Consider the following 23986-nt stretch of genomic DNA (forward strand, 5'->3'; position numbering starts at 1 on the left):
CCGCCCGCCATTGGCCGGGAACGAGCATACCGTCGTACCCGCGAAGGCGGGTACCCATGGAGAATGTGCGCCGTGCAAGCGCTAGTGTTGCACGGAGGCAATTACGACGCGGCTTAGTTGTCGAGCAGACCGCGCAACCCCGAGGCGCGCTGGGTGCGCTCGATGATGGCTTCCTGCAGCAATTGCGCGCTCGGCGACACCAGCGTGAAGAAGCTGCGCGCCCGCGTGATGCCGGTGTAGACCAGTTCGCGCGCGAGCGCACCGCCGCCCTCGCGCGGCAAGGCCAGCACCGTGTGGTTGAATTCGGAACCTTGTGATTTATGCACGGTCATCGCGAACGCCGTCTCCACGTTACGCAGCCGGGTGGCCAGCACGCTGCGGATACTTTCACCTTCCAGGAAATACACGCGCAAGGCGCCGGGGCGCGCCGGGTCCGCCAGCGTCAGGCCGATGTCGCCGTTGAACACGCCGGTGCCGTAGTCGTTGCGCGTGACCATGACGGGACGGCCCACATACCATTCGCCACGGCGCCGTATCAGCCCGGCCCCCTCCAGCTTGTGCTCGATGACATCGTTCAGCCCGGCCACGCCCCACTCGCCTTCCCGCACGGCGCACAGGATACGGAAGCTGTCGAATTCCCTGAGCACGGACGCCACCCAGCCCTCATGCGCCGCCCCTTCCGGCGCGCCAGCCAGTATCATCCTCAGGTACCCCTGGTAGCCGCCGCCCACGCCGGTCCGGCCCGCCAGCGCCAGTTGCACCACGTCCGATTGCTGCGCCGACTCGATCCACGCCACCGTGCCATCGCCCGTGCCGCGCAACACCTCCTGCGCCTTGACGCTGTCGCCCGCGTTGACGGCCAGCGCCAGCGCGCCGATGGGGCCGCCGAAACGCCGGCTTTGCCGCAGCATCACCGTTTGTTGCGCGATCGGGCCACCGTGGCCATGGAAGGCGGCCGGCAATTCCTGCCCGGTCGCGGCCGCCACATAAGCGACCGTGGCGTCATCGTAGCCGCCCGTCTCGGCCCGGTGGCACAGGTCGCCGAGCACGGCGCCCGCCTCGACGGATGCGAGCTGGTCCTTGTCGCCGAGCAGGATCAACCGCGCATGGGGCGGCAAGGCGGCCAGCAGCGACGCCATCATTTCCAGGTGGATCATGGACGCTTCATCCACGATCAGCACGTCAACTTCCAGCAGATTGCCCGCATGATGCTGGAACGCGCGCGTGTCGGGCCGCGCGCCAAGCAGACTGTGCAGGGTGCGCGCCGCGCCCATGCGGGCGGCCAGATCGTGCAGCGGCAGGGCCGGGCCGACCTTGGCGGCCAGCACGTCGAGCGCCTGGTCGATCGATTGCTTGAGCCGCGCCGCCGCCTTGCCGGTGGGCGCGGCCATGGCGATCCGCATGCCGGCCTGATGCTGGCCTTCGGTCGCGAACAGCAACGCCAGCAGGCGCGCCACGGTATAAGTCTTGCCGGTGCCGGGGCCGCCGGTGATGATGGCGAGCTGGCCGCGCAGGGCCACGGCGCAGGCGATCTTCTGCCAGTCCACCCCGCCCTCGCGCGGCGCGTGGTCGAACAGCACGTCGAGCCAGCGCCGCACGTCGGCCACATCCGGCGTGCGGGCCGCCAGCGCGCGGCTGCGCACGGCGTGCGCGACCTGGGTTTCGTCGCGCCAGTAGCGGCGCAGGTAGAGCCGTTCGCCATCGAGCACCAGCGGCTGCTGGCGGTCCAGGTCGCCCACGGACCACACTTGCGCGGCGCCGGCCAGCACGGCGCGCCAGGCGGCGGCGTTGTCGGGCCAGTCGCCCACGGCGGCGCGCACCGGCTGCCATTGCTCGTCCGTCCAGCCCATCAGGGTGGCCGGCGCGGCGGCCAGATCGGCCAGCAGCAGACAGCTGTGGCCGCGTCCCTCCAGTTCCGACAGCAACGCGCAAGCCAGCGCCAACTGCGGAGTACTGCCGCCAACCGCATCGATAAAGCGCGCAAACGCACCGCTCAGACGCCGCAACTGCCCCGCTTCCATCAACTGGTCGAGGGCGGCGAACAGGGCCGGTTCATGCATCATGGTCATATGCGAGCTCATTGGTTTCGTTCAGCAACTGGTCCAGCCCGTCCAGCAAGGCCGCGTCCGGCGCCAGCAGGTAGCAACCGTGGGTGTGCGGGTTGGCGATGCCACGCAGGAACAGGAAGATGGCGCCGCCCAGATGCTGCGCTGGATCGTAGGCGTCGCCCAACCGGCTGCGCAACAGCCGGTGCAGCGCCAGCATGTAGATCGCGCCCTGGATGTCGTAACGGTGCTCGGCCATGCCGGCCGCGAGCGCTTGCCGATGGTAGGCCGCGTCGCCCGCGCCCAGCGCGTTGGACTTGTAATCCATCACCCAGTACCGATTTTCATGCTCGAACACGAGATCGGTAAAACCTTTCAACATGCCGTGCAACTGCCGCTCGGGCAAGGAAGGACGCGGCAGGCCGTCCAGCAGATGCGCGCGGCACAACCTGTCCAGCCTGCCCGAACTGAGGCGCTCGCTCGGGAACCAGAATTCCATCTCCGGCAAGGCGGTGGCGATCCGGCACAGCGGCGCGTCCAGCACCGGCAGCGGCGTGCCGGCGATGACGCGCAGCCACGCCGCCGTATCGTCGAGCCGGTGGCTCCAGCCGGCCCGCTCCACGCGCCGCGCCAGTGCCGTGTCGAAATAGTCGCGCTCGACGATGTCGAAGCCTTCCTGCCCCATCCACTCCAGTTGTTCGTGCAGGAAATTACCGGGCACGGAACCACGCGGAAAACGGTGCCAGGGCGCATCCTCGGTGCGCACTGCGGACGGACGCTCGTCCGACTCCAGCAGTTTTTCCTGCAAGGCGTGGCGCGGCACGGGCACGCCGGCCGGCCCCGTGCGCCGCGCCAGCGAACTGAAGCTGCCGACCGACCAGTCGCGCTCGAAACTGCCCGTGTAGGGTGCCGTTTCCAGCAACGGCGGACGCTGCTCGACGCGGTTCAGCACCGTGAACTGCCGGTCCGGTTCCAACGCGCGCACGGCGATCGCGGCGCACTCGCCGCGCAGATGCTGCCAGCGTTCCAGCAGCAAGTCGGCCGGCAGGCTCTCGCCGCCCGTCAGCAGATAGCCGAGCGCCGATTCGTGCAAGGTGTTCTCGCCCGCCTTGCGGCCGGACAGCGCGGCCACGCCCAGCCACAGCGCATGCCGGGCGCGCGTGAGCGCCACGTACAGCAGGCGCAAATCCTCCTCGATGCGGGCCCGCTCCACCGCCTCCAGCGCGTCGTCCGTCAGCGCCAGATCGATCCGGCGCTGGCCGGCGTCGTCCGTGTATTCGAAGAAGCTGCGGTTGCGCCGCTCGACCTTGCGGGCCGTGACGGCGAACGGCAGGTACACGAGCGGATATTCCAGCCCCTTGGACTTGTGGACCGTGACCACCTTCACCAGTTCCGCGTCGCTCTCCAGGCGCAGCACGCGCTCATCACCACCGTCCGTGGGGCCGTCGATCTGCTCGGCCAGCCAGCGGATCAGCGCCTGCTCGCCATCGAGCTGGCGGCTGGCCGATTGCAGCAGTTCGGCCAGGTGCAGCAGATTGGTCAGGCGCCGCTCGCCGCCGGCCTGCGCCAGCAACGCGGCCGGCAGCCCCAGTTCGTGGATGAAGCGGCGCAGCATGGCCAGCACGCCCTGGCGCTGCCAGACGATGTGCAGCGCCTTGAGCTGCTCGACCCGCTCCTCCCACGCCAGTTCGTCCGACGTGAGGCGGGCCAGTTCAGCCAGCGGCAGCCCGGCCGTGCGGGTGGCGAAGGCGGCGCGGGCCAGCGCGCCGTCGAGCGGATTGGCCAGCGCCGACAGCCAGCGCAGCACGTCGGCCGCCTCGTCGCTGTCGATCACGGAATCCTTGTCCGACAGGTAGACGCTGGCCACGCCGCGCCGCTGCAGCGCGCGGCGGATGGCGGCCGCCTCCCTGCGGTCGCGCACCAGCACGGCGATGTCGGCCGGCTGCAGGCGCGCGAAACCGGCCGGTCCGTCGAAGCCGGCCCGTTCATCGTTCAGCTGCGCCACGATGTCCTCGGCGCAGTGGTGGGCGAAGAAGTCCAGGTAGCCTTCCTTGCGCAGGTCCGGCGTCGCCGTGCAGCACACGGCCATCGCCGCCACCTCGCCTGCCGCGTTGACCAGCCGCTCGTCGCGCCCGCGCGCGCCCACGGCGTCGAACGGCAGCGGATTGACGCCGTCCTTGCGGAAGCGGAACGCGCCGCGCGGGAAGCCAGGCGACACGCTATCGCCCTCCGCGTGCAGGAACAGGCGGTTGACGGCTTCGACCACGCCCGCCGTGGAGCGGAAGTTGGTGCCCAGCTGGTAGTGGCGCCCCGCCGTGGCCTGCCGCGCCGACAGGTAGCTGTGGATGTCGGCGCCACGGAAGCCGTAGATCGACTGTTTGGGGTCGCCGATCAGGAACAGGCCGAGGCCCCGGTCGTTGTCGGCCACGCGGTACAGCTGGTTGAAGATCTGGTACTGGTTGGGCGCCGTGTCCTGGAATTCGTCCACCATCGCCACCGGGTACTGCCCGGTGATGCGCCTGCGCAGCGCGTCGCCGTTCGCCCCTTGCAGCGCCGCGTTCAGCCGGTCCAGCATGTCGGCGAAACCGAACTGGCCGTTGCGGCGCTTGAGCTCCGCCATGCGCCGCGCCACGCTGGCCGCCGCGTGGCGGTACAGCGCGTGCGACAGCGGCACGATGGCCGCCAGCGCCTGCTGCAGCGGTGCGATGGCGTCGAAATCGTCGGGAATGTCGGCCACATGGTCTTTCGAGAACGCGTCCGCGATGCCGTCTGCCGTCAGGCGCTTCCAGCCCGCCTCCGACAACTCGGGCATCAGCTGCTGTGGCGACAGTGCCCACGTCCGCAGGGCGTCGAACCAGTTCACCAGCGAATTGGCCCGCATCTTGTTCCCGTTGAAGCACTTGGGACTGGCCTCGCGCTGGGCCGCGATCCACTGCTCCATGCGGTTGGCGCGCGCGTGCCAGTCGTGCTTGAGCGCCGCCAGCGCGGCCTGCTGCTCGCGCAGCCCGCGCGCGATCAGGGTCGCCAATGCCTCCCTGCCCTCGTCGCCTTCGATATCGGCCCGTCTGGCCAGTTCGCGCACCGACTTCTTGAGCGCCTCCACGTCGCTCCAGCAAGCCAGCAGCGCTTCCAGTCCTTGCGCGTCGAGCGGATAGACTTGCTGGCGCCAGTAATCGTTGGCCGCGTCGTCGAACAAGGTCTGCTCGTCGCTCACCAGTTCCTCGTCGAACAGGCTGCCGCTGTCGAACGCGTGCTCGCGCAGCATGCGCTGGCACCACGCGTCGATGGTGAAGATGGCCGCTTCATCCATCGTCTCGGCCGCCAGCATCAGGCGGTGCGCGGCCTGCTGGCGCGCCGCGTGGTCGGGGTAGGAGTCGAGCAGCGCGTCGAGATAGTCGTCGCGCCTGGCCGACTGGCCACGGAAGTAGGCGGCCGCCTCCACCAGCCGTTCGCGCACGCGGTTCGACAGCTCGCGCGTGGCCGCGCGCGTGAAGGTCATCACAAGGATATCGGCCGGCAGCAGCGGGCGTTGGTAGCCGTCGTCGCCGCCGTGGCCCAGCACCAGCCGCAGATACAGGGCGGCGATGGTCCACGTTTTGCCGGTGCCGGCGCTGGCCTCGATCAGGCGCGAGCCGTGCAGGGGAAAGGTCAAAGGTGCCAGCAATTGCGTCATGCGTGTTCCCCGTCGGGCGTGATCGGTTCGACCGAAATGTGATCCCGGAGCCATGCGGCGAGCGGGCCATACAGGGCCTGCGCGCAGTCGGCCCACAATTCCTCCGCCGACAGCGCGGCGAAGTCCGGCCACAGGCGCGCCAGGCACAGGTCCGCGTTCTCGCCGTCGACATCGAAGCCGCCGTCGTACACGGGGCGCGGGTCGACGCCCTGCATCAGCGCCAGCGCCGTCTTGCAGGCCGTGGGCAGCGGGCGGTGCATGCCATCGCGCCAGATGCTGACCAGATCGCGCAGCGTCTGCAGCGCCGCGCCCTGCTCCAGCGGCGCCATGGCCACGATGGCGTCGCGCGCCACCAGATAGCCGGTGACGGGCGTGCCGGCCGCCGCCGCCGCCAGCTGGCGCAACCACATGGGAATCAGCTTGTCGCCACGGGCCGCGCCGGCCTTGTCCGTCACCTTGGACGACATCTGCGTCAGCCACACGGTGTCGCTGCCGTTGCTGCGCAAGTGGTCGAGCCAATCGTCCAGCGGCACGCCGGACAGGTCCAGGCTCAGGGCCAGCTTGGGCGCGGCCTGCGGATAATGCTGGCGCAACGTGAGCCAGGCGCAGCGCACGGGCACCAGCGCGTCGACCAAATCGCGCTGCCACTGCTGGCCGATCAGGCCGATCGGCAGCACGCCCTCGCGCGCCAGCCGTCCGGCGCGGGCAGTCAGATGGTCGCGCACCTCGTCCAGCTGCTCTGCTTCGGCGCCCTCATCGTCGAGCATCACGTCCTCGAGCAGATAGCGTTCCAGCGCGTTGAGCGAGAACGGTTCCTCGTCCTCGCCCACCAGCGCCGTGTCGCCGAAGATCACGCCCAGGCGTTGGCGGAAGAAGTAGCGCACCGGCTGGCGCACGAAGCTGGCCAGCGCGGACAATTTGAGCCGGTACTTGTCGTCGATCTCGAACGGCGGCAGCTCGGTCGCCTCCTGTCGCGCATCGGCGTCGGCATGGGCGGCGCGCCATTCGCCGGCGTAGGTGAGCAGACCGCCGGCCTCGAAATAGCGGCGGCTGAACGGCTGCAGCGCGTGTTCCGTGGTGCGCGCGTGCAGGTCCAGCCCCCAGCCGTTGACGAGGTAGTCGCGCAGTTGCGACACCAGCACCGACGGCGGCTGCTCGCTGTTATCGCGCACATTGCGGCCGACCCAGCTCACATACAGTTTGTCGCGCGCGGCCAGCAAGGCCTCCAGCATCAGGTAGCGGTCGTCGTCGCGGCGCGAACGGTCGCCGGGACGGGCCATGCCCGGCTGCGCCAACAGATCGAAATCGGCCTTGGGCGCGCGGCGCGGAAAGTCGCCGTCGTTCATGCCGAGCAGGCAGACGACGCGGAACGGCACGGCGCGCATCGGCATCAGCGTGCAGAAGGTCACGCCGCCGGAGACGAACTGGTGGTCCAGCGTCGGCTCGTCCAGCGCGCCCAGCCACGCCTCGCGCAGCACCGCCAGCGGCACGGCCTCGTCGAAACCGGCCGCCTCGCAGGTGCCGAGCCAGTGGTTGAGCGTGTCGCTGAGCTGGGCCAGCGTGAGGCGGTCGTTCTCCTCGGCGCCGTCGAAGAACGCGGCCAGCAGCGCGCGCGCCTGCACACCCCAGTCGGCCGGGGAACGGGGCTGGGCCAGCAACGCGCGCCAGTGCAGCAGCGCTTCCACCAGTTGCGCCAGCGAGCCGGCCAGCGCCGCATCGAGACCACCCACTTCCGCGTACGGCTCGATGCCGGCGAAACTGGCGCCGTCGCCGCTCGCGTAACCGAGCAGCATGCGGCGCACGCCGAAGATCCACGCGTTCTGCTCGCCGGCCGAGCCCAGGCCCAGGCCATCGCGGTGCGCCTGGTCCAGGCCCCAGCGCACGCCGGCGCCTTCGATCCACAAGCCCAGCGTGGGCAAGTCCTCCGCGCCCAGACCAAAGCGCCGGGCCAGCGCCGGCACATCGAGCAGGTCGCGCACCTCGCTCTGGCGGCAGCGCTGCTGCGGCAGGCGCAGCAGCCATTCCAGCGCCACCAGCAGCGGATTGACGCTGCGGTCCTTCACGTCGGCGATCTCGAACGGGATGTAGCGCGGGTCGCTGCGCTTGTGCTGCGCGAACACGGCGTGGATGGCGGCCGAGCAGGTGTCGATGTCGGGCACCATCACCACCACGTCGCGCGGGCGCAGCGGCGTAGCGCCTCCGGCGGCGAACATGGCCAGCAACTGGTCGTGCAGCACTTCCACCTCGCGCTGCACGCTGTGGGCGATGTGGAATTCGATCGAGCGGTCCGCATCGGGCGGCGCCTGATGCGGATGCTCGGACAGCGGCAGCAGGTCGCGCACGGCCGCCTGCACCTGACCCAGCAGGGTATCGGCATGGCCATCGCTGAACAGGTCCACCCGCAACGGCGCGCTGCCCTCCCCGCCCTGCGCCTCGGCGGCGGCCGCCGCTTCGGCGTCGAATTCGTCGAGCATGCGGATGAAATCGCGCCCTTGCCGTCCCCAGCTGGCCAGCAGCGGGTGGCTGTGCGCGTGCAGTTCTTCCAGCGGGATCTGGCCCAGATCCTGGCCGTTGCGCAGTTGCTGGCGACGGTGGGCGGCGCGCAGCAGGTCGCGCCCCTCGATGATATCGCCCCAGTAGAACTGGCAGGGATTGGGCACGGCCAGCAGCACCTGCGTGTGGCGTGCCAGCGAAGCCAGCGCCTGCAAGCTCTGGTACGGCAGCGCCGACACGCCGAACAGCACGATGCGGCGCGGCAGACGGCCGGCCGGCGCGGCGCCAGCGGCCGTGGCGCGCACGAATTCCGTATGCACAGTGGCGCGGCCCAGGCCACGCTCTTCCGGCGCCACGTCGTCGATCACGGCGCGCCATAACTGGCCTTGCCAGCACTGGTCGGGCGGCAGCGGCGCCGTTTCACCGCGCGCGCTGCGCAACTGGTCGCGGCCGGCGGCCCAGTCCTCCAGCCAGTCGGCGCGGTACACCTGGTACTGGTCGAACAGATCGGCCAGCCGTTCGGCCAGTTGCAGGCGGCGCTCGGGCTGGCCGTCGGCCAGGAAATGGCGCAGCGGCGCGAACACGGGCTGGTCCAGCAGAGTGGGCAGCAAGCGCATCAGTCGCCAGGTGAGCGGGCCTTTGTCGAAGGCCGACACGGCCGGCACGCGCTCGCGTCCCAGCATGCCACGGTAGGTGTCCCACAGGAAGCGGGCCGGCAGCGCCACGCGGGTGGCCGCGCACACGCCCAATTCCTCGGCCAGCGCGATCTTGAGCCACTCGGCCACGCCGTTCGACTGGACCAGGAAGATGTCCTGTTCCAGCGGACCCAGCGGATGGTTGCGCAGCCATTGGAACACAGCCGCGCGCAGTTGTTCCATCTGGTTGCCGTGCAGGATAAGCAGGCCGGGTGTGATGCTCGATTGCATGAGGCTCCGTTTCATGGCGCGCCGGACTGGCGCCATGCGCATTATCGCCGTTGGCGCGTCCGCGCGCAGCATTTTGAGTGGGGGTCGTTCGGGTTTTATCCGTTCGTTGGTAATTGGGGAAATAGACAAGCGTGCTGATCGGTGCAACGACGGACCGCTGGGAGTTGATCCATAAATTGCAGCGTCCTTTTGGCCTCGATCTTTCCACCTACTCGCAAGAGAAACTGGACGAGGTAGCTAGACGACTCAATGAGCGCCCTAGAAAGACGCTACACTATCAAACACCAGCTCAAAGATTTGAACAGTGTGTTGCGCTGACCAATTGAATCCGCACCCCAAAGCGGAAGTTAGCTCTATTCAAAGCTCAAAGAATTAAAGAACCGTTCTTTAGATTTTAGCGACTCAGTCTGACCTTTATTGGTAACTACGCCAAGCATAAACGTGCCACCAGGTACTCTAAACCACAATCCGTGGGTAATCTTTTGGCCGTTACTTCCAGGTATCTCACCCAAGGTTGAAACTGCTTCAGCCCCCTTGAAATTGGATATCGCCGCATTAGGCTTCAAAATAGTAGAATCGAAGGTGCCGCCCATGCCGGAGTTAGGCCCCGAGCGCTCAAAAACAGCAATAAAAGTAGAGCCGTACTTGTCCGTTCCTCGCAGCATAAACGCTGGCTGTTCGCCACTTCCCTTGGTGATATTTTCAAACGGGCCTGGCATCTCGATTGAAAAATGTCCGTCTGTTGAACGCGCTTTTACCCAACCATCTTGTGTCGTAGCCACAGCCTCAGAAGCATGTTTCTTGTCTAAGAATTCCGTTCGGCTCTGTGGTATCGAAGGCATGGGCTGCTGCGCAGGCTGGATAAAGAAAAAACGACGCCCTCGGCCAGATGTTAGCTTAGTCCCAAAAAAACGAATTCGCTTTCCAACAATCTTTTCCGCGGCTTTCCCCCACAGGGTTTTTTGCGCATCTGGGAAACAGGAATCTGCTTGCAACATTGCTGTGAAAAATTGAGGAGACTTTTCACTCTCATAAACCATTTTCACATTTTCAATACTAACATCAATGCGGATCGGGTTGGCGTTCATTTTGACCGTATCGACTACGTCGCCTTCGATTACCCAATCTGCGATATTAGCAGCCTCTTGAGCCGACTTGATAATGGTGGTGCAGCTTCGATTATTCTGAGCTTCGGACGAGGGAGCAACCATGAGAATAAAACAAGCTATTGCAAAAGATAAAAATTTCAACTATCTCCCCTTTAAATTAATTGACTGCTATTGGCCGAACTCAGCCGGAGGTAATCAGGATATCAGCTTACGATTGCACAAAAGTCACGAATACACACGCTGAACCGATAACTCCCCCAAGCGGTAGTTATCAGCTTGGAAAAACGAATTTCAGGAACGCCAGATGAAACGCACGGAACACGCGCAATTCGGCAAAGTGACTTCACAATCTGTTAGATGCGAACTCGCAATTTCTTTCCAATATGGTACAGCGTCTGTGCAGATTGCAACGCTTTTAGTACGTTGCTCCGTTGGCCGTCGAACGACTCGAATCGGTCAACCTGTGGCACTGTCACACGAACCGCAGCAGATTTTCCCACTACAACCACATCTAAGTTAAACCCGTTCACCCAGGAACGGATTTCGTCCAGCCTTTCTGCGGCACCTCGGATTTGGAGATCGACGAAGCCCTGCGCCATCTTGTGAACAATATTTAGCCCATTGCCAAGTCCGCTTGGGCGGAAGTCTGGCCAGTCTGAATTAGCAGGCTTTATACCAGGACGTGGCATTTTTAACACAGGAAATTCGGATCGAGCTAGCTCCCAATAGGATTGCCAGAATGAGGTGACATTTTCGTCGGCAACTGGTAAATAGCCTCGGCGATTTTGTTCGATTGCATCATCAAAGACCTTTGCGCGATATATGTGGCGGGTAGATTCGTGTCCATTGAACCAATCCCGGACTTGCTCGTAGCTAATACGAATATCGTATTGTTGTGCCTCAGAATTTCCTTTTAGGTATCTCTCAGGAGCAACTATGCATGTGATAAAATTATTCCAAGCCCCATCCTTAAGACCTTCCCTCCCTCGGCTTTGGTAACGCGCAGCCTGTTCAGGTTGAGCAGGCGCGTCGACCTTGTTCTCTATTAGAATGGCCGACCCATTCTGGTAAATCACCACCAAATCAGATTCTCCAAGCTGAGGATGAGTTACGGAGTGCCATGCCCCCATGGACATGGGGACACTTGTTACCTTATCGAATGATCGAGTATAGAGCCAACCTGAAAATTCTTGGTTTACATTCAATTCTTCGAGCAAAACTAGATCAACGTCGCGCTCAGCAACATATAGAAGTTTTTTGATATCTTTCATAGCATCTAAAAGATATTTCAGGTGTAATAAAACATCTTGGATATCCTGAATAAATAAACTTCGCGTAATTTAATGTTTCCGACCTTCTCATATCGCTTAATATAATTCATCTTCAAGCTCATTTCCTAGGGACGTTACTGGCCGTTAGGAGGTATCGCTTTTCAGTAGTTCGCCATCGAACCACACATCTTCATAGTCCGGGGCAAGCAAAACTCGCCAACCAGGCGGCAATGCCAAGTAGGGCATAATTTCCGGGCAACGTTCAGCTAAGTGTGAAACGTGAAGTGGCTGATAAAAATCGGCATCCTTTGAATGCTCGCCGCAGTGAATATACCAGCCACAGGTACCGTTTTCTGGACGAAGCCGTGTCGCATGAAGCGGCACTCGTCCTAACGAGCCCAGCGCAATCCCCACCTTCTGCCCAGCCTCTGGCGGCGTATATTCCGTGCCGAATCGGCGGCAAATTTCGCTTGGGTCGCTATGCATGGTGAGAAATACTTTGCGTTGGATTCTGGGTGGCGACTCCTGGACGAACCCGGCTAAGTCGCCTCAAGATAGCACTCTTGCCGAGTGGGAAGGCTCACATTTTTTACACCTAGCGCTTACGCCACGAAAGGCGCGATCCGCAAGTTGAACCGCAGAAATTTACAGTCACTTCCTTCAAATAGCCTCTACTCGCCGCTCACCTTTGAGATCCATTCATGAACAGGTTTTAAGTGGTCGATTGCAGATGACAACTCTTCGATAGAGTCGCGCAATGGATCGATTGGAGTCCATATCGTGAGATGAGGCGAAACCGGCATATCCGTCGTATTCACATCCGGCCCAGCTTTCCTCACCACAGTCACAGCTTGACGACCTCGCCCACGATAACCACGATCTTTGTTGAGGCAATTAATGCCTTCGGTAAGTATCGCATGCCATAAATCTTCTGTGATTTCGGGCAAACGAAATTCTCGTCCACCCAAATTTTTCTCGAGGATGTCCGGCCTTGAAGCTGCCTGCCAAGCGTCGCGAGCGAATCGCAGGGTGATGTCCCTGGGGGCGCGCAGAAGAGACACAAGTCGTAATAATGTCGGCACCTCTAGTTCGGACTTTATCAGTCTAGCAATCGGCCAATCACGATACTCCATGCCTTCTAGATTGACTCCTACACACGCTTTCCGGTCGTTCGGGTATATCGCAAGATTCCATTGAACTCCATCACATCCATCACTAATCCCAAAATACGGCTTGTTTAATTGACCGAATGGACGGCCTTTAACATTCAGCAGTTCATTGAAACCATCTAATAGATTGGCGTATATTGCATCCTTGTTTGAACGCACAGATTGTTTTTGGCGTACAACACTTCTAATTGACGCAACGGGATCTTCTTTCTGATTTTCTGCAATCGCTACTATTCTTACGTCTGGCGCTGAATTCAGTATGGACTGAATTGCAACAATTGCGTCGTCCGGATGAAGATTGAAAAACTCGCGCCTTTTCTGCCGAAGTGGCTGGAGCTTTGTATGAACAAGAGATTCAAACTTCCGGCAGTCGTTCACTGCGATCTGATGTGTTACTTCCCAAAGAAAATCACCAGTCGAACTTTTATTGATTTCGGCACAGCGAACAGATGGATTTCTAGCTGTTCTTCCGATCTTGGATACCGGAAGATCGATGTCCTTTACCCCAAGGACATATAAATAACCTTCCTCAACATCAGGTTGTTTTTCCATATTAGGTTACGCAGTTATTAAAGAAATGAACTCTCGAAAATATCCACATGGCGTGAGGACGGGGACCACAAGTTTGGATTTCTCCCATTGTAATGAGATAGCCTCCTGCCGTCTTGTTATGGCCGAACCTGGCCATAACAATTCACGATAGCATTCTTGCCTGGTCAGAAGTCTCGTATTTTTTCATGCCAAGCGCTTGCGCCTTGAAGCAGTCAGATACTAAGGCCAATGAAGTAGCTTACTCGTCCTTCTATTATTGTGCCGTCCCGTGTAACGAAGCTTTCCGCCCTTCCACGAAAGCAGTGGATGGATTTTTTAAACAATGGTTTTGCCCACGTTAGGAGCGCAGTTGAATCAATCGGTTTTGCAGCAGACCGTAGAGTCAACTGATGAATATCGTCTTTATCACGCTTGTATGCATATGCAGTAATGAAGCGAAAATCCTGGTACGTTGCCCGACTCGCGACAGGTTCGCCTAAGCACTGTAGCTCGGTATATAGGCCGACCTGAATCGATGGAATGCCCAATTTCTCGAGTCGCTCACGGTCTGCTTTGAGCGTCACCTCAAGCCGAGTAAGTGTGCCTTGCTGGCGACTGTGGTGCTTGAGCTCTATCGCAACGATAGGTCGGTATGCACGGTCAAACACCATGATGTCAATGCTGTTGCCGCGACCATTCCCGCTGGCCAGCTCTTCATCGAGCCTGTGATGTCGATATTCCAGTACCGGTCGCAACTGTTCTTGTTGCTTCAAGTAGGCGAACAACTCGCCCTGCATTGTGCGTTCCGGATTGCCCATGCATGCTGTACGGAGCAAGCACGGCTCGCCCGCCTCTGGCCGCAATCCGGTATCGCTTTCCGTACCAGATGCGGCGACGAAGAAATCGGAAACGTGTAGGTAAACATGCTCTGGGGTAATGCTTGTTTCTTCTCGCATATTTTCTCGAATAATATGAAAGCTGGGACCTGATCGCCATCAGCAACGTCACCCCAAAGAAGCCTCGGCTACCTGCGAACGACAGCTTGTGGCCGATTACGGCATTACAAATTTACTTGTCCCAATCAGGGACCGAGTATCCAGAGTCACGGAATATTGGCAGCAATAAGCCGTCAAGACTGGCGTCACTTAGACCTTGCGTCTTGCCGGGGCCCATCCAATGCCAGACGAGCTGCACGGCCTCACTGTTGAGCTCAACGAATTCATCTCCGAGCATTTCTCCGAGGCGAACGTTACTCATCATCGGGTCAGCAGCAAAAATGCGCCGGAACACATCACTTGGTGCACGGCCAGAAAGAATTTCATGTAACACGGCAAACCTTTCTCACTGCTTAAAAAAAACTGACCGGCGGCTTCTGGCCGGTTCCGGCCCAGCTAATCGCGCCGTCGGCATCACCTACCGTTATTCTTTCTTTTTCATCAGACCGGCCAATGAGGCAAACGGATTATGTGTTGCCGGCGCGACCTCGGCCGATTTCAGAGCAAGTCCCCGGTCGGCCTCAAGATAACGCGAGTGCTCGTTATCGTGGCAATAAAGGCACAGCAATTCCCAGTTACTGCCATCAGGCGGATTATTGTCGTGATTATGGTCACGATGGTGCACTGTAAGTTGCGACACATTGGCATGCGTGAATTCGCGCATGCAGCGCCCACACACCCACGGGTACATTTTCAGCGAGCGCTCGCGATAACCCAGTTCGCGCTGGTCGGCAGCACGCCGTGCGTCGGCCACAATTTTGTCCAGCCGCGCGGCGTCCGGCTTTTTTCCAACAGTCATGCTTATTTCCTTCCCTTGCTGTTACTACCCCATCTGCTTTTGGGCGAACGCGGCCGACGGCGATCAGAATAGCAGCTTGCTTATCTGCAAAACTAACGAATTCTCACGCCGGACCGAGAATGCCCCAAAGAGGAACAAAAAATGGAAGTGGCAGCACCGGGCCGCACACTCCCCTGCCGGTAAGCATACAATTCTTGCCAAAATAGAAAATTCTTAAATTCTCACACTATTGGCGACGGAGCACCACGTGGGTCGCCTTTTCCGTGCCGACGAACTCGACGCATCCATAGCCGAGCGCCCGCAAGTCCAGCCCCTCAAACAAGGGCTCGCCCCGGCCCAGCAGGATGGGCGAGATCGCGATATGCATTTCGTCGATCAGCCCCGCCTGCAGATATTGCCGGATCACGTTAGCGCCGCCGCCGATGCGCACGTCCATGCCGTTCGCGGCTTCGCGCGCCCGGTCCAGCGCTTCATGGATGCCGCCGGTGATGAAGTGGAACGTCGTGCCGCCTTCCATCTGGAGGTCGGGACGCGCATGATGGGTCAACACGAAGACGAGGACGTGATAGGGCGGGTTGTCGCCCCACCAACCTTGCCAGCGCAGGTCGGGCCAGGGGCCGCGCATCGGTCCGAACATATTCCGGCCCAGAATCCATGCGCCGATGTTGTGGAAACCCCGTGCGGCAAAATCGTCGTCAACGCCGGTCGTGCCCTCTCCCCCACCGTGGTTGCGCTGGAATGTGCGGGTCGGGATGAACCACTGATGCAAGTCCCGCCCGCCCACGCCGAGCGGATTGTCGACGTCCTGGTCCGGACCCGCCCCATAACCGTCGAGTGAAATCGTGAAGCTTTCAACGCGAATGCGTGCCATGCTGACTCCTTCATTTGTTCGCCAATGGAGAATGCTTCGGGAAGGAAGCTGCCTTGCTCCACCTTAGCGCGGCTTTCTGTTTTGGGAAAGGTGAAATGCAGGCGTGCGCGCCCCCCTTTTTTCCAGACGGGCGGCAGGCCGTAATTGTCCGGCGGACCGCCGCCCGAATAATGCAACATTTGGAGAGAATTCCACATGGCAAGATGCAGTAACATCTACGCCATCACGTTTCCGGAGCACCGCATGTCGTTTCGCCCCGCAGGATTTTGCCTCGTTTGTGCGCTGGGAGTGGCCGCGGCCGCCACGCAGGCCCGGGGCGTCGAGGACGTGCCGCCGCCGCACTTTTCCATCTCCATCCAGGGCACGGGCATCGCCGGAAAGACGCTGGAATTCGATGCGCCGCCCTACAGCAAGACCGTGGTGGAATCGCTCGGCGATCTGACGGTCGAGCTGACGCCGCGCCAGGATACCGATCCGAATGGCCGTGCCGTCGTGCGCTTGCTGCGCAATTACGAGGGTGCCCGCGTGTTGCTGCATACAGCCAAGGTGGCCGGCAACAATCAGGGGAAATGGCAGTTGGCTTATTTGATCTGTAACGACGCGGTGACGTTCCTGTCGCCGGCGCCGCAAAACCTGCCCGGCTGCCGTCCGTAGGCGCCGCGCCGCCGTCCGTGCGGCGCATCATTTCAAGGTTCAGTCGGCCGCCAGCGCGACCAGTTCCTGCGCCACCAATTCATTGAGCTGGGCCAGCATGCTGTGCATCTGCGCGACCAGTTGACGCGCGCGCGCCAGATCGGGCTCCTTGCGCATCTGTTCCAACGCCAGACACAGGTTTCCGAAGCGCATGGCGCCGACGGCCCGCGCCGACGATTTGATGCGGTGGCCCAGTTCCGACAATTGCGCAAGGTCCTCTTGCGCCAGGGCCGTGTCCACCTCCACCATGCCATCGCGGGCCGAGTCCAGGAACAGCATCGCATACTTGCGCATCTTGTCCGGCTTGTTGCCGAAGGTGAGACCCAGGGCGGCCAGGTCGAACATCTCAGCGTCGTCGGCCTCAGTGGCCGGCACGGGCTGGCCTGGCGGCACGGGCGCCGCATTGATAATGTCGGCCGGTGCCGGCGCCGGTGCCGGTGGCGCCACGGCATTTGCGCCCACGGTGACGGCTTTGGGGCCCACCGTCTGGACGGCGGCGGCAACCGCCGGGTCGCCCGTCGTCGTCGCCGGTTTAAAAGCCGCCGCCGGACCTGCACCCGAGCTCGCCTCGGGCAGTGGCACGGCGGGCACGGCCCCCACCCCGGCCGCGACGCCGGCGCTGGCCGGCGGCGGCGTCAGCGCTGCCTTGGTGGCGGCGCCGGCGGCCGTGCTGGCTGTCGCTGTCGCGGGCATGGGGGCGGTCGCCGGCGGCACGGGCACGACCACGTCCGGCACCAGCCCGGTGGGCGACGCATCGGCCGAAGCGAGCGGGCCGGCTGCCCGCGCCCGCTGATTCATCCATTTCGACAACACGTTGAACAGCAATTGCGGCGCGATCGGCTTGGTGACGAATTCATCCATACCCGCTTCGATGCAGCGGCGCTGGTCTTCGCGGCCGGCGTTGGCCGTCATGGCGATCACGAGCGTCGCTTGCATGCGGGAATCGGAGCGGATCAGGCGCGTCGCCTCGAAGCCATCCATCACCGGCATCTGCACGTCCATCAGCACGCAGTCGTAGCGATGGCGCAACAGCATGTCGATCGCCTCCTTGCCGTTGTTGGCCACCGCCACCAAGGCGCCCGCGTCCTCGAGCAACTCCTTGCCCACTTGCTGGCTGAAGACGTTGTCCTCCACCAGCAGGATGGAAGCGCCGCGTATGCTGTCGAGCACGTCCGGTTGCACGGCCGCGTCGTTCGGCGCGAGGAAGCTGGTGCCCTTGGCCAGCCGCGCCGTGAACCAGAACGTGCTGCCCTCGCCCAGCCGGCTTTCCACGCCCACCGTACCGCCCATCAGTTCGGCCAGTTGCTTGCTGATCACGAGTCCCAGCCCCGTGCCGCCATACCGGCGGGTGGTGGACGTGTCGGCCTGGTGGAACGACTGGAACAGGTTGCCCATCTGGCTCAAGGTCATTCCTATGCCCTCGTCCTGCACCTCGAAACGCACCAGGGTGGTGTTGTCGCGGTCCTCCACGGGGCGGGCGCGGATGTGGATCTTGCCGTTTTCGGAGAACTTGATGGCGTTATTGACGAAGTTGAGCAGCACTTGTTCAAGCCGCAATGGGTCGCCGCGCAACTGGTGCGACAGGCCCGGCCATACTTCGTACACCAGCTCCAGCCCCTTCCGGGCGGCGCTTTCGCCGAGCTGGCTGGAAATGTTGGCGAGCAGCGTGTCGAGCGCGAAATCGGCCACTTCCAGTTCCATCTTGCCGGCCTCGATCTTCGAGAAGTCGAGGATGTCGTTGATGATGCCCAGTAAATGCTGGCTGGAATGGAAGATCTTGCTCAGGTAATCGCGCTGCTTGGGGTCGCTCACGGCTTTCAGCGCCAGATGGGCCATGCCGATGATGCTGTTCATCGGGGTGCGGATCTCGTGGCTCATGTTGGACAGGAAGTCGCTCTTGGCCTGGTTGGCTGCGTCCGCCTGTTCCTTGAGGTTGTGCAACTCCGTCACGTCCGTCGACAGCGCGATGACGGCCGTTTCGGCCCGGTCGATCTCGACCGGCACTTTCACCGTCCACAGGTGGTGGACGGCGCCGTCGCTGTCCGTGTACTGTTCCTCGCCGGCGCGCTTGACGTTGTCGGCGATCACGGAACGGTCGTCGGCCCAGGCCGCGTCGGCCGCCGCCGCCGGCATCAGTTCACGGTCTTCCTTGCCGATGATGTCCTGCGCGGGCACGCCCATCACTTGCGCCACCTTGGCGTTGGCGTAGATGTAGCGCCGGTCCTGGTTCTTCATGTAGACGCGCGCGTCGACGTTGTTGAGCACGGTGTCGAGCAGCAAGCGCTGCTTGATGGCGCTGCGCCGCGACGAATACAGCATGAAGAAGTAGCCGTAGATGAGCATGGTGCCGGCGAAGCCCGTGGCCAGCGCGATGGTGGGGAAATAGGTGTCGAACACGGTCAGCAAGTCCGCCTTGCGCACCACGAAATGGGCCTTCCACAAGCTGCCGTTGAAATCGATCGGCAACACGGATTGGTAGAAATCGGCCTCGCGCCCCGCCGGCACCAGGCTCGGCTGCATGGAACCGTTGTCGTTGAACAGCAGCCGGTCGGTCTTCTCGATCACCAGACGGCGCTGTTCCACGTCCGTGCTGCCGTCGGCGTACAGGGTCAGGTGCACCTGGCGCACGGCCATCTCGTCGATGGCGCCCTGCACCAGCTTGGGCACGCTGAAGCCGATGCCCACCGTGCCGAGGTAGGCGGCGCGCCGGCTGACCACGTCGGTCAGCGCCGCGCCGCGCCGGTACACGGGCAGGCGCATGCCGAGCCCGATGTGCGGCATGGGCTGCTTGACGACGATGGGCTGGCCGGAGGCGCCCACCTGGCCGTTGTCGCGCGACAGTTCCATGGCGCGGTCGATGGCGGGATTGGCGGCGATGTCCACCCCCATCTTCTCCTGCGCCAGCGCGGTCGGCTCCAGGTAGGTCAGCACGGCGTAATGGGGCCGCCGGCCCGGCGGCTGGATGTCGAACTTCGGGTAGCCTTGCGGCTCCAGGCTGCGGTCGGCCCGGACGGCGGCCACGAAAGCGTCGCGCTGGGCGTCCGTCACCAGTGGCGCCCAGGTCAGCGCCTCGATGGCGGGGAAGTGCTGCGGCAAGTCCAGGCTGGACACATATTGGTGGAATTGCAGGCGGCTCAGGTTGTCCGTGGTCTGGAACAGCGCCACCAGGCCGCGCACCAGGTCGGAATACGATTTGACGCGGGCCGAGATGCTGTACTGGGTGCTGCGCGTCAGGTTCTGGAAACGCTGCTCGGCGTCGTCCTCCACGGTTTTCAGGGCGGCCGCGTACAGCGTCATGCCGACCGCCAGCGCCAGCGACAAGCCCACGATCCAGATCAGCATGCGCGAGCTCGTCAGTGCCTTACCCAGCTTAACCAATGTGCGCATCGTCCATCACTTTATGTCTGAATAAAAGCCGGCCATGACAGCCCGCCCAGGACGCCAGATCGAAAGAAATTTGCATCACAGCAGCATACTATCAATGACGCCGAGTAACCACGTTTTCCTGCAACAGCCGGCCCCACTCTCCCGTCTTGCGACATGGATCAACATCGATGCACGCTATTTTCCACCTTGCGCGGAACTGGCGGCGGCGCCTTGCACTCTAAACTAAAGTTGCAAGGAGAAAGTCGTGAAGCCAGCCGCCGATCGGCAGGTAGCCGCTATATTAACGGGAAGCGCGCCGGCGCGCAGTGGCGCACATGCGACCTGCAATGCACATGCCTGCGCCGTCCTGCTGACCACCACGCTGGGCTGGGCCAGCGCGGCGCCGCCACCGCCACGCGCACCGTCGCTGCCCGACCACAGCGAATTCGACGCCACGCTCGACGTCCCCTACCATGCCGCGCCTGCCGCGCGGCCGGCCATCGCCATCTATCTAAGCTACCCGGGCCAGCGGCGGCGCCGTCGGGCCAGCTGGCGCCTGGAATTGCGCACGCGCAGCGGCGCCGTATTGCGGCGCTGGCACGGCGCCGTCACGCTGGACGCGCAGCCGCGGACCATCGACCTTGATTGGGATGGCGGCCGCGCCGCCGGCACGGCGCATGGGCTGGCGGCCGGCGGCTACCGCTTGCGCCTGCAAGCGCGTTCCGGCGCCAGCGTCGTCACACAGGAGTGGCCGGTCGCGCCCGGCGCGGCGCCGCGCGTGAAGATGCCGCCGTTCCGGCCGCTGGCGACGGGCGCGGTGCGCGGCATCGCCACCATGGCGTCCTCGCCAGCGGAGGCCGGCATGCCGCCCTATGTCGTGTATTACGGCAACCTGCACAGCCAGACCAACCACAGCGACGGCGGCGGCGACCTGGCCCATTGCACCGGCGCGCAAGATCCGCAAAGCGCCGCGCTCGGTCCGCCCGACGCCTACGCCTACGCCCAGGCCCACGGCCTCGATTTCCTCATGACGTCGGAACACAACCACATGTACGACGGCTCGGACGGCAGCAACCCCAACGCCGATCCGCAACAGGCGATCGCCCTGTACCGGCGCGGCTTGCAGGATGCAATGACCTACAACGCCGGCCACCCCGGCTTTCTCGCCATCTACGGCCAGGAATGGGGCGTGATCGCCAATGGCGGCCATCTGAACGTGTTCAACAGTCCTGAGCTGCTGGGCTGGGAGCGCAACGCCGGCGGCCGCTTGCTGGCCGACACGGCAACCCCGAAAGGCGACTACGCCGGCCTGTACAGCCTGATGCGTGCGCGCGGCTGGCTGGGCCAGTTCAACCATCCGGCCCCGGACCAGTTCAAGGTGGGCGCCGTCCCGCTCGCCTACACGGCCGACGGCGACGCGGTGATGGTGCTGTGCGAGGTGATGAACAGCAGCGCCTTCTCGCACAGCGCCGACGAGGGCGAGACGCACCGCAGCAACTACGAAGCCGTGTGCGACCGGTTGCTGGAGGCCGGCTACCACCTGGCCTTCAGTTCCGACCAGGACAACCATTGCGCCAACTGGGGCGCCGCGTACAGCAACCGCAGCGCCGTGCTGCTGCCGGCCGGCACGCCGCTCGACGACACCAGCCTGCTGGCGGCGCTGCGCGCGCGGCGCGTGTTCGCCACCATGGACAAGCAAGCCCAGATCATGCTCATGGCCAACGGCCACCTGATGGGCGAGCGCTTCGCCAATTGCGGCGCGCTGGCGCTCAGCGTGCGCTACGCCGGCGCGCCGGGCCGCGCGGTGGCCGAACTGACGATCATCGAAGGCGTACCGGGACGCAACGGCGCCGTCAGCGAGCTGGCGCGGACGGCCGACACCGTGATCACGCCCGCGCCCGGCGAACACTTCTACTATGCAAGGCTGACCCAGGACGATGGCAGGCTGTTGTGGTCGGCGCCGGTGTGGGTCAGCCAGCGGCCGGCGTCCCTATCGTGCGCTGCGCCCCCCTAATTTTCGCTAAGATTTTTCGTTCAGGAAATACACCAGCGGCCATTGCTTTCCAGACAGTTGGCGGGTGCCGCATTTGGCTTGACTCCCGCGCGCACTGATGTATCTTTCAGTCAAGAGAACAAGCGCCGACCTCACACCGATGAAGCCCGACCGTGCCAATTCCGAACGTGCTCCTTGTCAACGACGACCGCGCCAGCCTGTATGCGCTGGAGAGCCTCTTGGCGGACTCGGCCAGGCAACACGGCTATCAACTGCTGACGGCCAGCTCCGGCAAGGAGGCGCTGCGGCAGGTGCTGCGCCATGACTTCGCCGTCATCCTGCTCGACGTGAGCATGCCCGACATGGATGGCTTCGAGACGGCCGAGGCGATCCACTCCCATCCACGCTCGGCCGGCGTGCCCATCATCTTCGTCACATCCCATTACGCCGACGAGATGAACCGCCTGAAGGCTTACCAGAAGGGCGCCGTCGATTACCTGTTCACGCCCGTGATCCCGCAGATCCTCCAGACCAAGGTGGAGGTGTTCGTGGAGATGACCAAGCGGACCATCCAGCTGCGCGCCAAGTCGGCCGAGCTGGCGCGCCTGAACGAGGATTTGCGCGTGCAGCGGCTGCAGGAGCTGGAGCGCATCAACCAGGAACTGGAAGCGGAGATCAAGGAACGCAAGCACGCCGAGCAGCGCGCCCACGAGCTGTCCACGCGCGACGCGCTCACCAACCTCGTCAACCGCCGCTCGCTGATCCAGCAACTCGAACATGCGGTGGCCTCGGCCGACCGCCAACGCGGCCAGTTCGCGCTGCTGTTCCTCGACCTCGACAAGTTCAAGGAAGTCAACGACCACTACGGCCACGAGGTGGGCGACGAACTGCTGCGCCAAGTGGCGGCCCGGCTGACGGCCGCCGTGCGCGTGTCGGACGTGGTGGCGCGGCTGGGCGGCGACGAGTTCGTGGTGCTGATCGAGGGCGAGCGGGCCGCCGCCAACGCCGCGCGCGTGGCGCGCAAGATCGAGCAGGCCGGCGCCCGGCCCTATCTGATCGGCAGCCACCGCATCCTCAGCGCGCCCAGCGTCGGCATCGCGCTCTACCCCCAGGATGGCGACTGCGCGCGCACCCTGATGCGCAACGCGGACCTGGCCATGTACCAGGCCAAGCAGGAATGCGGCGGCAGCATCCGCTTCTTCCACGAGGAGCTCAACGCGCGCGAGCGCGAGCGCGAACGGTGGACGTGCGAACTAAGCCGGGCGCTCGACGAGGACCAGCTCGAACTGCGCTACCAGCCGCAGGTGGCGCTGGCGTCGGGCCAGGTGCACCGGGCGGAAGCGCTGCTGTACTGGCGCCATCCGCGGCTGGGCTTGATACCGGCGCCGCAGTTCCTGCCGTGCGTGCACGACCGCTCCCTGCTCGACCGGCTCGACGCCTGGGTCGTCGCCAGCGCCTGCGCGCAGGTCGCCAGCTGGCAGGCGGCGCGGCCGGCCACCGGGCTGGGCGTGGCCTTCAACCTGGCCGCGCCCCAGCTGCGGCCGGAACTGGCGCAGCAGTTGCTGCCGGCGCTGCGCCGGCACCGGCTGCGCGCCGGCAGCGTCACGCTGGAACTGAGCGAGACGCTGCTGCCGGGCGCCGGCGACGCCGCCCTGCCCCTGTTGCGCCAGTTGCGCGACGCCGGCGTGCGTCTCGCGCTCGACCATTTCGGCAGCGCCCACTCGTCGCTCGCCACCTGCAAGCAGCTGCAGTTCGACGCGCTCAAGATCGACCGCGCCTTCGTGCACGCGATCGGCCGCGAGGCAGGCGGCAGCGACATCGTGGCCGCCCTGATCCACCTGGCGCGCGCGCTGGCCATGCAGGTGGTGGCGCTGGGCGTGAACCATGAACAGCAGCTCGAGCAACTGCGGGCCCAGGGCTGCGACTACTACCAGGGCGAGCTGTATTGCCAGCCGATGCCGCCGGCCGACCTGATCGCCCATCTCCACCACACCGGCGCCTGCCAGCCGTGCGCGCCGTGTTCCACCCACCCTCCCAAACCAAGAGGATAGC

Annotated in this window: 15 protein-coding genes and 1 pseudogene; 4 read left to right on the forward strand and 12 right to left on the reverse strand. The window is 63.5% G+C overall.

The annotated features are described in order from the left end of the window. Positions 1-113: 113 nt before the first annotated feature. The 3 genes from recD to recC are packed head-to-tail and all read right to left on the reverse strand — an operon-like array spanning position 114 to position 9137. Positions 114-2069, reverse strand: coding sequence for an exodeoxyribonuclease V subunit alpha (recD, locus tag AC1RQG_RS10025; RefSeq protein WP_493130814.1), 1956 nt, complete (start codon positions 2067-2069; stop codon positions 114-116). Continuing rightward, positions 2053-5718 carry an exodeoxyribonuclease V subunit beta gene (gene recB, locus AC1RQG_RS10030; protein ID WP_493130816.1) on the reverse strand — a complete coding sequence of 1222 codons (3666 nt, stop codon included), beginning with the start codon at positions 5716-5718 and terminating at the stop codon, positions 2053-2055. Before recB ends, recD begins: the two co-directional genes overlap by 17 nt. After that, a complete protein-coding gene (gene recC / locus AC1RQG_RS10035) occupies positions 5715-9137 on the reverse strand; it encodes an exodeoxyribonuclease V subunit gamma (RefSeq protein WP_493130818.1) in 3423 nt (1140 codons plus the stop codon). The genes recB and recC overlap by 4 nt, the downstream gene beginning before the upstream one ends. Positions 9138-9322: 185 nt before the next feature. Between recC and AC1RQG_RS10040 the strand changes: the two are divergent. Then, positions 9323-9463: pseudogene (locus AC1RQG_RS10040) on the forward strand (IS30 family transposase); the annotation flags it as partial. 27 nt (positions 9464-9490) lie between these two features. Here the strand turns inward: AC1RQG_RS10040 and AC1RQG_RS10045 are convergent. From AC1RQG_RS10045 to AC1RQG_RS10080, 8 genes are all read right to left on the reverse strand, one after another. Beyond that, entirely contained in the window at positions 9491-10387 is an 897-nt protein-coding gene (locus AC1RQG_RS10045; RefSeq protein ID WP_493130820.1) for a hypothetical protein, read from the reverse strand. 212 nt (positions 10388-10599) lie between these two features. Beyond that, positions 10600-11517: a PD-(D/E)XK nuclease family protein gene (locus tag AC1RQG_RS10050; RefSeq protein WP_493130822.1), complete on the reverse strand. Its 918-nt coding sequence runs from the start codon at positions 11515-11517 to the stop codon at positions 10600-10602. A 144-nt stretch (positions 11518-11661) separates the two neighbouring features. After that, positions 11662-12003: an immunity protein Imm33 domain-containing protein gene (locus tag AC1RQG_RS10055; RefSeq protein WP_493130824.1), complete on the reverse strand. Its 342-nt coding sequence runs from the start codon at positions 12001-12003 to the stop codon at positions 11662-11664. Positions 12004-12188: 185 nt separating this feature from the next. Further along, on the reverse strand, positions 12189-13238 hold the full coding sequence (locus tag AC1RQG_RS10060) for a GIY-YIG nuclease family protein (protein ID WP_493130826.1): 1050 nt from the start codon (positions 13236-13238) through the stop codon (positions 12189-12191). A 212-nt stretch (positions 13239-13450) separates the two neighbouring features. Continuing rightward, entirely contained in the window at positions 13451-14173 is a 723-nt protein-coding gene (locus tag AC1RQG_RS10065; RefSeq protein WP_493130828.1) for a hypothetical protein, read from the reverse strand. Positions 14174-14285: 112 nt separating this feature from the next. Further along, a complete protein-coding gene (locus AC1RQG_RS10070) occupies positions 14286-14546 on the reverse strand; it encodes a hypothetical protein (protein ID WP_493130830.1) in 261 nt (86 codons plus the stop codon). A gap of 90 nt (positions 14547-14636) precedes the next feature. Next, complete coding sequence (locus tag AC1RQG_RS10075) at positions 14637-15011, reverse strand: YajD family HNH nuclease (RefSeq protein WP_493130832.1); 375 nt, start codon at positions 15009-15011, stop codon at positions 14637-14639. A 226-nt stretch (positions 15012-15237) separates the two neighbouring features. Continuing rightward, a complete protein-coding gene (locus AC1RQG_RS10080; RefSeq protein WP_493130834.1) occupies positions 15238-15882 on the reverse strand; it encodes a dihydrofolate reductase family protein in 645 nt (214 codons plus the stop codon). Between the two features lie 243 nt (positions 15883-16125). On the opposite strand from AC1RQG_RS10080, the gene AC1RQG_RS10085 reads away from it, so the two are divergent. Further along, complete coding sequence (locus tag AC1RQG_RS10085; protein ID WP_493130836.1) at positions 16126-16536, forward strand: hypothetical protein; 411 nt, start codon at positions 16126-16128, stop codon at positions 16534-16536. Between the two features lie 39 nt (positions 16537-16575). On the opposite strand, the gene AC1RQG_RS10090 is transcribed toward AC1RQG_RS10085, so the two are convergent. Further along, positions 16576-19917 (reverse strand): CHASE domain-containing protein, encoded by a 3342-nt coding sequence (locus AC1RQG_RS10090; RefSeq protein WP_493130838.1) that lies wholly within the window; start codon positions 19915-19917, stop codon positions 16576-16578. 289 nt (positions 19918-20206) lie between these two features. On the opposite strand from AC1RQG_RS10090, the gene AC1RQG_RS10095 reads away from it, so the two are divergent. Both AC1RQG_RS10095 and AC1RQG_RS10100 read left to right on the forward strand, forming a co-directional pair. Continuing rightward, the gene (locus tag AC1RQG_RS10095) at positions 20207-21955 is read left to right on the forward strand and encodes a CehA/McbA family metallohydrolase (protein ID WP_493130840.1); all 1749 of its coding nucleotides are present in this window, start codon (positions 20207-20209) and stop codon (positions 21953-21955) included. 152 nt (positions 21956-22107) lie between these two features. Beyond that, positions 22108-23985: a putative bifunctional diguanylate cyclase/phosphodiesterase gene (locus AC1RQG_RS10100; protein ID WP_493130842.1), complete on the forward strand. Its 1878-nt coding sequence runs from the start codon at positions 22108-22110 to the stop codon at positions 23983-23985. The last annotated feature ends 1 nt before the right edge of the window (position 23986 follow it).

The organism is Rugamonas sp. GW822-FHT03B10, assembly GCF_058801745.1.